We start from the raw sequence: 13,400 nt of genomic DNA on the forward strand, positions 1-13,400 counted from the left end.
GCTCTACAGCTCGTGTGATGACACTCCTGGAGTTTCTCCAGGCCGGAGGGATCCAGTCAGTCGCGACTCTCGCGACCCGGCTGGGCGTCGACGAGCGGACCGTGCGCCGCTATGTCGCGCAGCTGATCGAGATGGAGGTGCCGGTCGAGTCGATTCGCGGGCGGCGCGGTGGTTACCGGGTGGTGCCCGGCTACCGTATGCCGCCGCTGATGTTGACCGACGAGGAGGCGCTCACGCTGCTCTTGGGGCTGGTCGTGGGCCGTCGTAGCGGCGGGTTGCCGATCGATAGCGAGACCGTGGAGAGCGCTGTGGGCAAGTTGCGACGCGTGTTGCCGCGAGGAACTGCGGCGCGGCTAGACGCGCTACTGTCCTCCGCGGACCTGTCGCTCCTCGGCCCGTCTGGACGACCGAGCACAGAAGTCGTCGGTGGCACCGATCCGAAGGTGCTGATGGTCATCGCGGAGGCCGCCCGCGATCGCCACCCCGTCGAGATCGGCTATACCCGCAAGGACGGGCGAGCCAGCCAGCGCACGATCCTGCCTTACGGCATCGTCGCCCGCTCCGGACGCTGGTACGTCACAGGCCACGAGTCGGGTACCGGTGAGGTCCGGACCTTCCGTGTCGATCGGATCAGCAGCCCCGTGGCGTTGCCCGGATCGTTCAACGTCCCCGATGGCTTCGACGCGAGCGCGATCGTTCTGGCGAGCCTGGCGGCTACCCCGTGGCGCTATCAGGTCTCGGTCCGCGTCGCTGGCACCATCGACGACCTACGCTCGCAGTTCCCCGCGGGCCTGGCGACGCTGGAGCCGGCCGCGTCTGACAACATGGAGCCATGGACCCGCGTTCGCCTGGGCGCTGAGCGCCTCGACTGGGTAGTCCCGTATTTCGCCGGACTCGGCCGCGACCTGTTCATCGAAGAACCAGGCGAGCTTCGAGAGCAGGTCCGGGTTCTGGCCAGGCGTTTGCTTGCTGCATGCGGTGACGACGCAAGCAAGCCGGTCGAGTCGTCCGGTCTGGGATCGACACCCGCCTGAACCTCAGGCCTCAGCTCAGCCCCACTGCGGACATCGACTCCACCCGTCTGATGCAACTTGGCCTGTCAGCCTGAAAGCCCCCGGTTGCCTTAGTGACTGATTAGCCAGAGCTTCTCATCAGCTGTCAACAATCTGCGGGCCAGCAACACCAAGGGCTTTCCCCTAAGTGCTCGCCGTGCCCCCTTGCGCTTCCGCATTGAGATCCATGCCAGCGCACCGAGTGGGAGGTGCCCACCACCGCACGCACCCACCGCCGGCCACACACCAAGAACCGAACGACATCTCCGGCGCCGTTGCCGCTCCGCAGCCCCGAGTGGTCAAGAAAGTCGTCGTACAAGTCGCCCCAGAACACCATGCCGGGGACCCGACCCGTCAACCCACGCTTCGCTCTACGGGGTTGACAGCCCACCCGTTATCTTCTTGATGGTCCCTTCACCGGGGCCGGTCGTCCGTTCCGGTATGGCTTACACGCCCACTGGCCGATTGCAGGTCTCGTCGAGTGACGCCGCCGGATCGGATGGCACCGGTTCACCGCTGATAGAGGCATGGCCAAACGAACACCGAGGGGTCTGCATAACGTGGGTGACCGGGAGCGGTGCCGTGACCGTCAACGCTGACAACCGAAATGGAGTGTCTACGTGAGCGAACCGATCTACGACGTCTTCTGCGGAATCGACGTCGGCAAAACATCCCATCACGCCGTTGCGCTGGCACCTGACGGCCAGCGGCTCTGCGGCACTGATCTTCCGCAGGACGAGAGCAGAATCCGTTGCCTGCTAGAAGATCTCGCACGGCACGGCCGAGTGTTGGTAATTGTCGATCAACCTCGCAACATCGGTGCCTTGCCGGTCGCTGGGGCTCGCGAGTGCGGAGTCGACATCGCCTACCTGCCTGGATTACGGATGCGCCGCATCGCGGACCTGTACCCGGGCCGATCGAAGACCGATGCGCGGGATGCGTTCGTGATCGCCGACGCGGCACGGACATTGACGGACACCCTTCTGCGGATCGACGAACAGAACGATGCGGTGGAAGGACTGCGACTGCTGGCGGGATTCGACGCGGACCTTGCCAGCGAAGAGAACCGCCTGGTCAACCGCATACGGTCGGTCCTTCTCTCCGTTCATCCCGCCCTGGAACGCACAATCGGCCGGCAAATGCATCGACCTGTCGGCCCTGGACTACTCGCCAAGTTCGGCGGCCCCGAAGGGTTTACAGCCGTAACACGGCAAACCTTGGACGAGAGCGCCCGAGCTTTCGCACCTCGGTTGTGGAAGAAGATCACCGACGAGATCGTCGATGCGCTCGGTCAGCAGTCAGTGATCGTGCCTGGTGCGGACAAGGCTGACTTCGTCATTCGTACGCTGGCACGACACCTGCTCGAGGTGCGGCGTGCACGGGCCGAGCTCGCGGAACAGTTCGAAACCGAACTGGGCAAGCACCCTGACGGGCCGATCCTGATGTCTCTGCCCGGCGTCGGTTGCCGCACCGCGGTCACCATGCTTGTCGAGATTTCGGGCATCGACCGGTTCCCCAACGCCGGCCATCTCGCCGTCTACGCAGGCGTAGCACCACGAACGCATCGATCGGGAACGTCGATCAAAGGCGAACACCACCGGCACGGCGGTAACTCCAGACTCAAACGCGCCATGTATCTTTCGGCGTTTGCAGCACTGCGTGATCCACTGTCCCGTACGTACTACGACCGCAAGCGTGCCGAAGGCAAGAACCACCGATCTGCCTTGATCTGCCTCGCCCGGCGGCGAAGCAATGTTTTGTATGCGATGTTGAGCAACGGATCGAAGTACACCCCGACCGCCCAGCAAGCGATCCCCTCTGATCCGGCAAACCCATGCGACGCAGTCCGAGACGCTGCTTGACAGGTCAAACGGACTGCGTGCGTGTTACGCCCGCGCAGCGGCGTGCTCGTGACCGGGTTTATCGACGTGTCTACCGTTTCCGCTAGATCGACAGCAGCGCCGGGACGGAGACAATCGAGAGCAGGAGGAACGTCCCTGGGAACGCGATGTTGTAGTACACACGGGTCTGGATGTGGCGAGCTACCGCTCCGAGGAAGAAGAGGGCGAGGCCGATCGCAGCGAGCAACCCCACCGGTCGACCGCCTAACAGTCCGATCATGAGCCCGAGGCCACCTGCGAGCTTGGCTGTACCCAGCATCGGGAGCCATGACGGTGGTACGCGGACCTCAGCGGAGTTGGCGAGCACGAACTTCGCGTGGGCGTAGTCGGCGATGCCGAAGCCTGCATTCAGGAGCGCAGTCAGAAGGACGATTCCCGTGGCAAGTGCGGTCATTTCGAGGTTTCCTGGATTGGGGCGAGCATGTTGTAGTTCCCGACGACAGTAAAAGGTTTCGGGGCGGCGTTGTCGGATGTCCAGTTCGGGAGTGCTCGGCGGAAGTGTGCTGCCGAGTCGATGCCGAGTAGTGGATTTGCTGCAGGATCGGCAAGGTTGAGCATCAGGAAGAATTCGCTGCCCGACCGAACTGCAAGGTACTGCATGTTTTCTGGCGCGACTGCGGTGACGGCGTGGAATACGCGGCGAATTTCCGTCTCGGCGGAACCGATGGATTCGTCGTGGGTAGTGAAGTGGATGATCTGTAGTGTGCTCATATCGGGATATGCGCTTTCGATAGACGTGGGGACTTGGTCATCCCTTTGACGACTGCCGCTCCCGAAAGGTGACTCATGGACAGTGAGACCCTCGCCCGACGATTCGACGAACTCCGCCCGCACCTGATGTCCGTGGCTTTCCAGGTCGTCGGCTCCATGCCCGACGCCGAAGACGTAATCCAGGCCGCGTGGTTGAAGGTTGCCTCATCAGATACGCGTACGATCGCAAACCTCGCCGGCTGGATTACCACGATCACCACACGAACAGCACTCGATACGCTCAAAGCGCGTCACCGGCGCCGCGAGACCTTGGCGGGCGACAATCTTCCTCCCGAAGGCGAAGCAAGCGGGCCGGACGCGGAAGTACTTCTCGCAGAGTCTGTCAGTCGCGCACTCCTGGTCGTCCTCGAACGTCTCTCCCCGGCCGAGCGGGTCGCATTCGTGATGCACGACGTATTCGCCATGCCCTTCGACGAAATCGGGAGCATCTTGAATCGCACTGCGGCGACAAGTAAGAAACTGGCGAGCCGAGCCCGCACCAAAATTCACGCCGAACCCACCCCCGCGTCTTCGCAGATCCCGGAACACACCAAGATCGTGAGAGCCTTCCTCGCTGCCTCACGCGGAAGCGATATCCCTACCTTGCTCGAACTTCTTGCACCGGACGTGATCCGAACAGTAGATCCAATTCTCGTTGCGCCCGGAGCCTCGACATTCATTCGCGGGGCCGCCGAGGTTGCAGACGAGACTCGGCAGTTCACCACGCGCGCGAAAAAGGCAGCAGTGGTGCTCATCAACGGCGAACCTGGCGTCGTGATCGCACCGTCCGGACGTCTACTTGCCCTGATGACCATTTCATTCAACTTCGACGGGCAGATTCGCCGGATCGACATCACCGCCGATAGTTCCTACCTCGATACCGCGACTCTCACATTGCCAACAGCTGGAGGCGAATAGACCTGTTCGAGGTTGCGGAAAGAGATAGAAGCACTCGACCTGGTGACAGGGGAGCGACTCTACCGACTCTCAGGAAGGCAGCACCATGACCGAAACAGCCGCTCCCACAAGCTTTGTCGCGATACCTCGCACCGCAGAACACGGCGGATACGAGAACGAGTGCTTCACCCACTACGTCCAAGACAACCGCGGCCGCTACTGCCTCCGCGGACCGATGGTCCAGTCGGACGCGGAATGGCTCGCGAACAAGATGAATACACAGTTGGGCTAACCAACAGGTAAGGCCCGCACCGGATTCGGTGCGGGCCGCACAGCTGTACTCCTACGCCGGGGCGGGACGCTCCGGCATCTTCAATCGTGATCAGCTCCGTCCCGTCCCGACCGACGACGACTGCAACCCAAAGACCGAGCGCATCACTCGTCGTCAACGTCCTCATAGACGAGGACTTCAAAGTCCTCGTCGTCCGAGTTACGCCACTCACAGAACGTCCACGCCGCCGGATTCGCTTCTGCCACTATCTGCTTTATGGCTTGCTCCACCGACTTTTGCCAATCCTCGATCGACCTTCCCTTATAGCGCTTCAGGTATACGTCGTAGTCAAGATCGGCAGTCGAGCCGTACTGCTTTTTGGCTTGCTCTACCGACTTTTGCCAAACCTCGATCGACCCTCCCGGATAGCGATCTAGGAATACGTCGTAGTCGAGATCGGCAGTCCAGCCGGACATCATCCACTGATCCTCGCCCTCGGGGTCGAGCTGTCCGTAATTCGGCTCCAGCCCCTCTCGCTCCATCAGCGCACGGACTGCGGGCAGTACCAAATTGACCTGCTGCATAGTGAGCGGAGCCCGAAGTTGGAAGGTGAAACGAAACAATCTCTGCACGAGCCTGAACTCTAGAGCAACAGTTCCTCAGGAAGCTTGCGCCCCTTGACGTTCAGCGGTCTTCCGCGTCGTCACACGCGCCAACATCTGCTCCATCTGCGGCCACCCCAACGGTAACGACACGCCTTGCATTCTGAGGCGGGTATTCCACTCCGGAGCGAATGCATCCCACAGGACTCGGACAGCGGGGGCCAAGACATCGCGCTCGATCGCAACGACAGTCTCTCTGTCCCAAAGCGATTCCCCGTCAACAGAATCCGGCTCGCCGAACACCGAGGTCAACCTGTCAGCTGCGTAACCGAGTGCAATCAAATTCGAGGCACTGAAATGTTCTCTGCTCACAAAACCTCCCACTTCCCGGCAACCATCGACGACCACACCAGCCTGCCGCACCAGGCCCCATAACCGCAGGAGACGAATTTCCCTGAGGGTGTCGGACCCCCGAACTATCCTTGCAATCGCGACGAGCACCAGGTCGCCACACTGACCAGACCGAAGCGGAGGCCGACGTCCTGACCTGCAATAAACCTTGCAGATCGGTCAACTGTGGCGACCTGGTGCTCTTTCGTGTGTAGCTCCGTGGCTGTGAGTGATAGCCCGATTGGCCGAGACTGTGCAACGTCGGGATCTACTTCGGAGCGTCGCGCTCGGGCATCTTCATGATGATCAAATCGGCGCCGTCCTTGTACCGATACGCCCACTGACCATCCTTCGTCAGCACCGTGCCAGCCTGGCCCTCGTACGGGGCTGGGCTCCACCCTTGAACCTCATCGGGTTCTGCACTCTCGCTCATCTCACTATTGTCTCAACCTCCGAAAACCGGCCGAAACCAGTACAAACCCGCGCACAGTGGAGACATGAGCGCCGCCACCGGAAAGCCAGTGCCGCCGATGCTCGCCACACTCGGGCATCCGCCAACGGGGGAGCGCTGGGCCTTCGAGTCGAAATGGGATGGAGTCAGGGCCATCGGCACCACCGGCGCCAAACCGCCGGCACTGTGGTCGCGCAACGGCAACAACTTCAGTGCCTCGTTTCCCGACATCGTCGACGCACTCAGCGCCGTACTCGAGCACCACGAAACCGTCCTCGACGGTGAGATCGTCGCACTCGGACCCGACGGTGTCCCGTCCTTCTCCCGATTGCAACGCCGGATGCACGTCCTCAAACCCACCGCGCAGCTCCGCAACGACGCCCTGACCAGCTAGTACGTCTTCGACGTCCTCGATATCGACGGCACATCGACGACCGACCTGCCCTACCGCGAACGCCGCGAAGCGCTCGCCAACCTCAGCCTCGAGTACCCGCGCATCAAAGTCCCACTCCACTGGCTCAACGTCGACGGACCGACCATGCTCGAGGTCGCCCGCAAACACCACCTCGAAGGCATCGTCGCCAAAAGCATCACCTCGACCTACCAACCCGGAAAACGATCCCCGAGATGGCTGAAAACACCGCTCCGCGCCAACACCGAAGGAATCATCTGCGGATTCGTCCCCGGATCCGGCAACGCCGCCGGCGGAATCGGATCACTCATCCTCGGCGCCCACGACGACTCCGGATCGCTCATCTACATCGGAAACGTCGGCACCGGCCTTTCTTCGAGACAACGCCGCGAACTACGCGAACAACTCATCGACATCGAACGACCCACCAGCCCGTTCGCGAGCGTGCCACCACGAGCAATCACCCGCGAAGCCCGCTGGTCAGAACCGCTTTTAGTGTGCGACGTCGAGTACCGCGAGTACACCGGCGGCGGACTCAGACACCCAGCATTCAAAGGTATGCGCATCGACAAGACCGCCGATGACGTCGACCTCCCCGGACGACACTGATCCAGAGTGACAATGCATTCGAGGAGGCTTTCAGATGATCGCAGGCGGCTGGATTTGGTGGCTTCCATTGCCGTGGGAATGGCGGATAGCGCTCTCCGGGGCGATTCCATGCGAGCTCGGAGGCACACAGTGTTACTGACGCCCTGGTAGATATGACGAAGCCGCCGGCACCGAAAGGTGGCCAGCGGCTTCACAGAGTCGGTGCCCGCCTTGCGCCTCTCGGCAAGTGGCCGCTCGAAGCGGCATTTCTGGGGTGGTACCCGGGGCAAAGAACCGAACACCGACAGCCCCTACAACGAACACTGCCGCAGAGTTATTCCGAGCCGCTGACCAGCGCTGGCGGTCATTTCCGGGGGATGATCGTCCGCAACACGAAACGGACGACCACCGCGGTACCGGCCCCGATTGCGACGCCAGCCACCACGTCAGCGAGTAGAACCCCGACAGTGACACCGAGGACCGTTGCGGCCACGATCGCCAACGCGACATCGGTAGGCGCCGGCCGAGGGCTGGTGATCGCACTTCCCCTTCCGCGACAGTCGACGACGTACTCGCAGAGATCATCACACGCAGTTGGAAGCGGCCGTCGGACCCACGCTGTTCAATGGGACGGGAACCGACTACGAGGAGGTCAGGCCATGTGCGGGCGCTACGCCAATCGAAGCTGACAGAGCATTATTCATTGGATGCAACTGGGTAGCCGGTTCTCTTGGTGTACCTAGGTGAAGGCCTTTGCGCTGGCCAGGTAATCCTGCAACACCATTCACGGTCGAGGTCAACCGCGCGGCAGTCGACGACTATCCGATGTCGGACCGCACCGTATGAGGGAAAGTGGGAGGTATCGCCGAGGTGCTCTGAACGATCGAGGAGGCCAATTCGGGTCGGTGATCATGGCCGGTGTTTGCGCTCCGCCTTTGCTGCACTCCCAACCCCAGACCGAGAACCACGCCTTGGCGCGGCCGAACCCGCACAGCCACAGATAGATTCAGAACACGATATTGCGTGGCTGTACGAAGTGGAACGTCGCACCCATGCTGTTGCCTCGGTCCACCAAGGAACAGGCCGACGATGAAGTGTTACAGCTAAAAGCGAGCGCGCACGGACCGCGCGGCGTCCGAGTGCACGGGATACGGGCACAATCAGCCTTGAGGGACGACGATGTTGAACTCGGGGTCTCAGGGGTCGAGTACACCGGTGAGGGACTCCAGGATCGCCATGTCCCCATCGACGGCCAGGCCGTCAGAAGAGTTGTCACCGGCCAGAAGCGTGAGCAGACGCGGCTTGGTCAAAGTCAGGTGGAGCTGTGCAGAACTGTCCGGCTCTCGTTCGACATAGATGAGTACACCGTTGGAGAGGATGACGCGGAAGCTGCGCTCGAGATCGCTGAAAGTGACGTCGAAGGCGAGGTCGAGATCCCATGCCCGTGGCCCGTCGACAGTGATCGCGATGGAGTCGAATATCTGCTCCGGTGATAGTTCGGAGATGATCGTTGGAGAGTTCGCGACCAGAGGAGTGCCGAAGTTGCCGTCGCGCAGCTCGGTTGCTCCGGAGAGGAAGAAGTTGCGCCAGGTGCCGTTCTCCGAGCCGTAGCCGAGTTGTTCGAGCGTGTCTGCATACAGTGACCGCGCCCCGGCGTGCGTGGTGTCGGTGAAGACTGCATAGTCCAGCAGTGTCGCTGCCCAGCGCAAGTCCCCACTGTCATATGCTTCTTGCGCGAGTTCGACAGTCCGTTCGATTCCCCCGAAGGCGGCGACGTGCCGTTCGGCGGCGGCCTGCGGCGGATGAGGCCACAGTCGTGCAGGGTTGCCGTCGAACCAGCCCATGTAGCGCTGGTAGATCGCTTTGACGTTGTGGGAGACGGAACCGTAGTAGCCGTGGGTGCTCCACGTCTCGGTGCGTCATCTCCCGTCCCGACTGCACACCGCGAGAAGCTCTCATCACCGTTCTCACACTTCGCGAGGAAGACGTGTTCCGAACCCCTGCCGACCACGTTCTCGACGAGAACGCAGGTCGTGCCGACGGGAAACCGCAGACGCTGTGACCGACGAGCACACCATGCCCGCACGCTCCAGATTCCGCGCAGCCGGAGACCGGGCAGCAGCGCGTCTGCGGAAACGAGCCGAGTGGGCTGCCGTCGCGGCGCAGCGCCGAGCCGCCCATGACCTGGCGTACGCACAGTGGATCACCCGCGCCCCCGACGCCGCAGAGCTGTACGGCCCCGATGTTGATATTGCATGCGGGGCGCAGGAGCCGGCATGTGGCGATTGGGAGGCCGGCACCCGGCTACCCCTCGTTCGAGCAGTTGTCGCGTCTCTAGGTCTGTGAAGCGCCTCGGAGTGCCTTCTTGTCGATCTTCCCCAAAGCAGTGAGCGGCAGCGCTTCCAGAATCGAAATCTCCTTGGGCGCCCAGATCGGACCCTTGTGTGATCTCACGTGCGCGATGAGTTGATCGGGTGTGACCGACCATCCCGTCTTCAGTACGACTGCGGCGGTAACAGCTTCTCCCCATTGAGAATCGGGGACACCGAATACCGCACATGCTGCCACCGCGGGATGATGTCCGAGTGAGTCCTCGACTTCGCGCGGGTAGACGTTGAATCCACCACTGATGATCGTGTCTTTGATGCGGTCGACGATCGAGATGAGCCCACTTTCGTCGATTCGAGCAACGTCGCCGGTGTGCAACCACCCATTCGCGAGCGCTGCAGCGGTTTGTTCAGGTTTGTTCCAATAGCCGTCCATCACGAGCGGACCTCGCACACAAAGCTCGCCGGGTACGCCCGTCGCCGTCTCGTTTCCCTGCTCGTCAAGCAACACCACTTCGACACCTGGCATCGCGCGCCCACAACTCCCCAAAACTGCGGGATCGTCCGTGTGCTCACGTGTATCGAGTACCGTCAACGCATTCGGGGCTTCGGCCTGACCGTAATGCTGGCTCAGGATCGGCCCGAACACCGCCCCTGCCTGCTCGAGCCTGGTGGGGTCGATGGGTGCAGCACCGTAAAGCATCCAGTTCAGCCCAGACAGATTCGCATCCGACAGGCGTGGATGGTCGAGTAAGGCATAGAGCATCGTGGGAACCACGAATGTAGCTGTGACTCCGCCATTTTCGATGGCGTCGACAACTCTGTCCGGGTCGAACGACCTGTGCAACTCGAAGCTTGCACCTCGCAGCAGACCGGGTGCGACGAGCAGACCGGCAGCATGAGACATCGGCGTAGTGAGCAGCATGGTGGTTTCAGCCGGCCACTCCCACGTGGTGCAGGCCCAGGCATTGGCGACCAAGGATCGGTCCCTGAGCATGACGCCTTTCGGCTCACCGGTGGTTCCACCGGTGTAGAAGAGATACAAAGCTCGACCCTGACCGCCTAAGCCTGAACCTATTCCCGCCGTACCCAATTCACACGCTGATTCGAGGGCTGACAGTGACATCACTCGAGTCTGTGCCGCTTCGGCGCGTACCTGGAACTGTCCGTCGGCAACCAACAGGAGATCGGTACCACTGTCTTTCAGCACCATCCTGTCGTTCTCTTCGGTCGCGAGCGGATGGAGTGCCGTGTAGCGCACGCCCGCCAGACACGCCGCGGCCATGACCGTGAATGCTTCAGGACACGGCCCCGCAAGCAGGGCGACCCCGGCTCCGTCCGGCAGAGCGAAGCTACTGAGGACACCTGCAATCCGCTCGATCTGTTCCGCAGTCTGCCAATATGTCAGCTCGGCCCGATCACCGTTCCGATCCGTGAATCGAAACGCGATGTGGTCTGGTCGGCGTCGCAGCGCCGACAGAATCAGATCCGCATATCCCGCTTGCACCTGCAAGCCTGGCGCCATCGGTTCATCGTTCATGATGTCCGCGTTCATCGTGGCCCTCCCAAGATCGTGACCGCGGCGACGGCTTCCTCGATGCCGTAGAGACCTCCGCCGTTCTCTGCGACCGCGATTCGAGCACCCGGAACTTGTCGCCGCCCTGCTTGTCCACGCAACTGCGTGACAAGTTCGAAGACCTGCGCCAGTCCCGTTGCCGAGACCGGATGACCACGGGACTCGAGCCCACCTGACGGATTGACCGGACGCACGCCTCCCAACGAACTCGCACCGGACGCCGACCACGCGCCGCCCTCACCGATCGGGCAGAACCCCAGATTCTCGACCTGCTGCACTTCACCGAAGGCCGTGGCGTCGTGGACCTCTGCCACATCCACATCGCCTGGCCCGACTCCGGCTTCCTCGTATGCGCTCATTGCTGCACGGCGACCGATGTGACTCTCCACGTCATCTGCGGTCCGATCCGTGCCTGACACCAAGCTGCAACCGAGTACCTGCGCCGCCCGCCGAGAGGAATCGTGCCTTCGAGCAAAGTCCGCACTGGTCACAATGACCGCCGCTGCACCGTCACTGACGGGCGAGCACATCGGAACTGTCAGAGGCCACGCGACTCGCCTTGCGGCAAGCACCTCTTCGACGCTGAAGAGTTTGCGAAAGTGCGACCGCGGATTGTGCACGGAATGCGCATGATTTTTGGCTGCTACGGACGCGAGCTCGAACTCGGTGGTTCCGAATCTCTCCATGTGCGCCCGGGCAAGAGAAGCGTAGATCTCCATGAACACCGACCGCTCACCCTGCGATCCGAGTGCATCCGGCAGCGGAGCGGACAGCGAAGCAAGGCCCGCGAGCGTCTCGTCGCGATGCGCAACGTCGAGTGCACCGTCGAACACCTCCAGACTTCGAGCCGGATCCGAGCACACCAGCTTGTCCACCCCGACCGCCAACGCGACCTCGGACAGACCGGCGCGAACGTGGGCGATCGCCAGCCAGAGTGCAGTCGCGCCGCCGGCGCAGGCATTTTCGACATTGACGACCGGGACTCCCCCGAAACCGTATGGCCTCAAGGCAATCTGGCCTGGGATCATGTGCTGCCGGTCGATCGCCTTCTGGCTGACTGTCGCGTAGAAGACCGCACCGACGTCACCGCGGGTCAGGCCCGCGTCTTCGACGGCATCGATCGCCGCACGCCCCGCCAATTCCGAGGCCGCGGTATCCGCGTGCCGCCCGAAGAGAGTCGCGCCGACACCGAGAACCATGACTTCGCCGCTCACGCCACCACTCGATTCCTCAATACACCGAGGCCGGTGACCTCGAGTTCGACTACGTCTCCCGGTTCCAGGAACCGCCCGTGCTCCAAGCCGCATCCACTCGGCACGGTGCCGGAACAGAAGACTTCACCCGGGTACAGCCGCGTGGAAGTCGAAGCGAACGAAATCACGTCCTCGAAACGATGGTCCATGTCGGCGCTGGTTCCTCGGCTCACCTCGTCTCCGTTGATTCTCGCGGTCATCTCGAGTTGGTAGGGGTCACCGACTTCGTCGGCCGTCACGATCCAGGGCCCGAGGACATTCGCGTTCGAAAAGTCCTTGCTCTTACTGAGACCGAGTCCGGTGGAGATCTCCTCGAGCTGAGTATCGCGGGCGCTGAAATCGTTGAAGATGGTGTAACCGAAGATATGCGCAGGGGCATCCGCGCGTGAGATGTCGGTTCCACCGCGCCCCAGCACACAGGCGAATTCGAGTTCGTAATCGCGCAGGCTCGAGTACTCGGGCCACACGACGTCAGATTTGTGTCCGGTCACCGCCAATCGGTTCGCTATGTAATACAGCGGGCGCTCCAACTGGATCTTCGGCAGTTCGACGTCCTCGAGTGCGACCCCTTGAATTCGGGCGCGAGCGTTGCGGAAGTGATCCATGAAGCAGCCGAAGTCTCGGATCTGGACCGGCTGAGGAAGCGGCGACATCCAGCGCACATCACCTGCGTCGACGATTGCACTTGCCGGCGGCTCGTCTGCGAGCCGATCCAGGGTCTCCCGTGCCGCCGGACCACCTTCGATGATGGTTTGCATGGTTTCCAGTTCTGGAGCCGGTTTTCCCGTCACATCATGATGAGCTCGCTCGAGTAACAACAGTTGCTCGCCGCTGCCCGTCACCAGAGCCGTCTGCTGAGTCTTTTCGTATTCGACGGTCGCAAGTTTCACTGTGAGTCAATACCTTTCACTGAATTGTTCGTTAGGTGAG

Annotated in this window: 13 protein-coding genes and 2 pseudogenes; 6 read left to right on the forward strand and 9 right to left on the reverse strand. The window is 62.0% G+C overall.

Annotation, left to right across the window (positions count from 1 at the left end; translation table 11 throughout):
• Positions 1–17 precede the first annotated feature (17 nt).
• Both G9U53_RS25630 and G9U53_RS25635 read left to right on the forward strand, forming a co-directional pair.
• The gene (locus G9U53_RS25630; protein WP_207624588.1) at positions 18–1,034 is read left to right on the forward strand and encodes a YafY family protein; all 1,017 of its coding nucleotides are present in this window, start codon (positions 18–20) and stop codon (positions 1,032–1,034) included.
• Positions 1,035–1,672: 638 nt separating this feature from the next.
• Positions 1,673–2,914, forward strand: a complete 1,242-nt coding sequence (locus G9U53_RS25635; RefSeq protein ID WP_347570831.1) for an IS110 family transposase — start codon at positions 1,673–1,675, stop codon at positions 2,912–2,914.
• A gap of 82 nt (positions 2,915–2,996) precedes the next feature.
• Here the strand turns inward: G9U53_RS25635 and G9U53_RS25640 are convergent, their stop codons facing one another.
• Complete coding sequence (locus tag G9U53_RS25640) at positions 2,997–3,347, reverse strand: DoxX family protein (RefSeq protein ID WP_165639459.1); 351 nt, start codon at positions 3,345–3,347, stop codon at positions 2,997–2,999.
• Positions 3,344–3,664 (reverse strand): hypothetical protein, encoded by a 321-nt coding sequence (locus tag G9U53_RS25645; RefSeq protein ID WP_165639460.1) that lies wholly within the window; start codon positions 3,662–3,664, stop codon positions 3,344–3,346. The genes G9U53_RS25640 and G9U53_RS25645 overlap by 4 nt, the downstream gene beginning before the upstream one ends.
• A gap of 75 nt (positions 3,665–3,739) precedes the next feature.
• Between G9U53_RS25645 and G9U53_RS25650 the strand changes: the two genes are divergently transcribed.
• Complete coding sequence (locus tag G9U53_RS25650) at positions 3,740–4,621, forward strand: sigma-70 family RNA polymerase sigma factor (protein ID WP_165639461.1); 882 nt, start codon at positions 3,740–3,742, stop codon at positions 4,619–4,621.
• A gap of 85 nt (positions 4,622–4,706) precedes the next feature.
• A complete protein-coding gene (locus G9U53_RS25655; protein ID WP_207624589.1) occupies positions 4,707–4,892 on the forward strand; it encodes a hypothetical protein in 186 nt (61 codons plus the stop codon).
• Between the two features lie 143 nt (positions 4,893–5,035).
• Here the strand turns inward: G9U53_RS25655 and G9U53_RS25660 are convergent, their stop codons facing one another.
• Positions 5,036–5,503: a hypothetical protein gene (locus tag G9U53_RS25660; RefSeq protein ID WP_128638043.1), complete on the reverse strand. Its 468-nt coding sequence runs from the start codon at positions 5,501–5,503 to the stop codon at positions 5,036–5,038.
• 628 nt (positions 5,504–6,131) lie between these two features.
• Positions 6,132–6,296: a hypothetical protein gene (locus G9U53_RS25665; protein WP_165639462.1), complete on the reverse strand. Its 165-nt coding sequence runs from the start codon at positions 6,294–6,296 to the stop codon at positions 6,132–6,134.
• Positions 6,297–6,360: 64 nt separating this feature from the next.
• On the opposite strand from G9U53_RS25665, the pseudogene ligD reads away from it, so the two are divergent.
• Positions 6,361–7,335 (forward strand): annotated as a pseudogene (gene ligD, locus G9U53_RS25670) (non-homologous end-joining DNA ligase).
• A gap of 343 nt (positions 7,336–7,678) precedes the next feature.
• Here ligD and G9U53_RS34070 read toward each other — a convergent pair.
• Together G9U53_RS34070 and G9U53_RS25675 are read right to left on the reverse strand one after the other, a co-directional pair.
• A complete protein-coding gene (locus G9U53_RS34070; RefSeq protein WP_278251755.1) occupies positions 7,679–7,807 on the reverse strand; it encodes a hypothetical protein in 129 nt (42 codons plus the stop codon).
• A 703-nt stretch (positions 7,808–8,510) separates the two neighbouring features.
• Positions 8,511–9,215, reverse strand: a pseudogene (locus tag G9U53_RS25675) (alkyl sulfatase dimerization domain-containing protein); the annotation flags it as partial.
• Between the two features lie 175 nt (positions 9,216–9,390).
• Here G9U53_RS25675 and G9U53_RS25680 point away from each other — a divergent pair.
• Positions 9,391–9,660, forward strand: a complete 270-nt coding sequence (locus tag G9U53_RS25680; protein WP_165639463.1) for a hypothetical protein — start codon at positions 9,391–9,393, stop codon at positions 9,658–9,660.
• Here G9U53_RS25680 and G9U53_RS25685 read toward each other — a convergent pair.
• The 3 genes from G9U53_RS25685 to G9U53_RS25695 are packed head-to-tail and all read right to left on the reverse strand — an operon-like array spanning position 9,649 to position 13,360.
• On the reverse strand, positions 9,649–11,196 hold the full coding sequence (locus G9U53_RS25685) for an AMP-binding protein (protein WP_165639464.1): 1,548 nt from the start codon (positions 11,194–11,196) through the stop codon (positions 9,649–9,651). The two genes, G9U53_RS25680 and G9U53_RS25685, sit on opposite strands and share 12 nt — an antisense overlap.
• Positions 11,193–12,431, reverse strand: coding sequence for a thiolase family protein (locus tag G9U53_RS25690; RefSeq protein WP_030535807.1), 1,239 nt, complete (start codon positions 12,429–12,431; stop codon positions 11,193–11,195). Before G9U53_RS25690 ends, G9U53_RS25685 begins: the two co-directional genes overlap by 4 nt.
• A complete protein-coding gene (locus G9U53_RS25695; RefSeq protein ID WP_030535808.1) occupies positions 12,428–13,360 on the reverse strand; it encodes a fumarylacetoacetate hydrolase family protein in 933 nt (310 codons plus the stop codon). The genes G9U53_RS25690 and G9U53_RS25695 overlap by 4 nt, the downstream gene beginning before the upstream one ends.
• Positions 13,361–13,400 lie beyond the last annotated feature (40 nt).

The sequence above is a fragment of the Rhodococcus sp. D-46 genome (genome assembly GCF_011290655.1).
GTDB classification, from domain to species: Bacteria; Actinomycetota; Actinomycetes; order Mycobacteriales; family Mycobacteriaceae; genus Rhodococcus_F; species Rhodococcus_F qingshengii.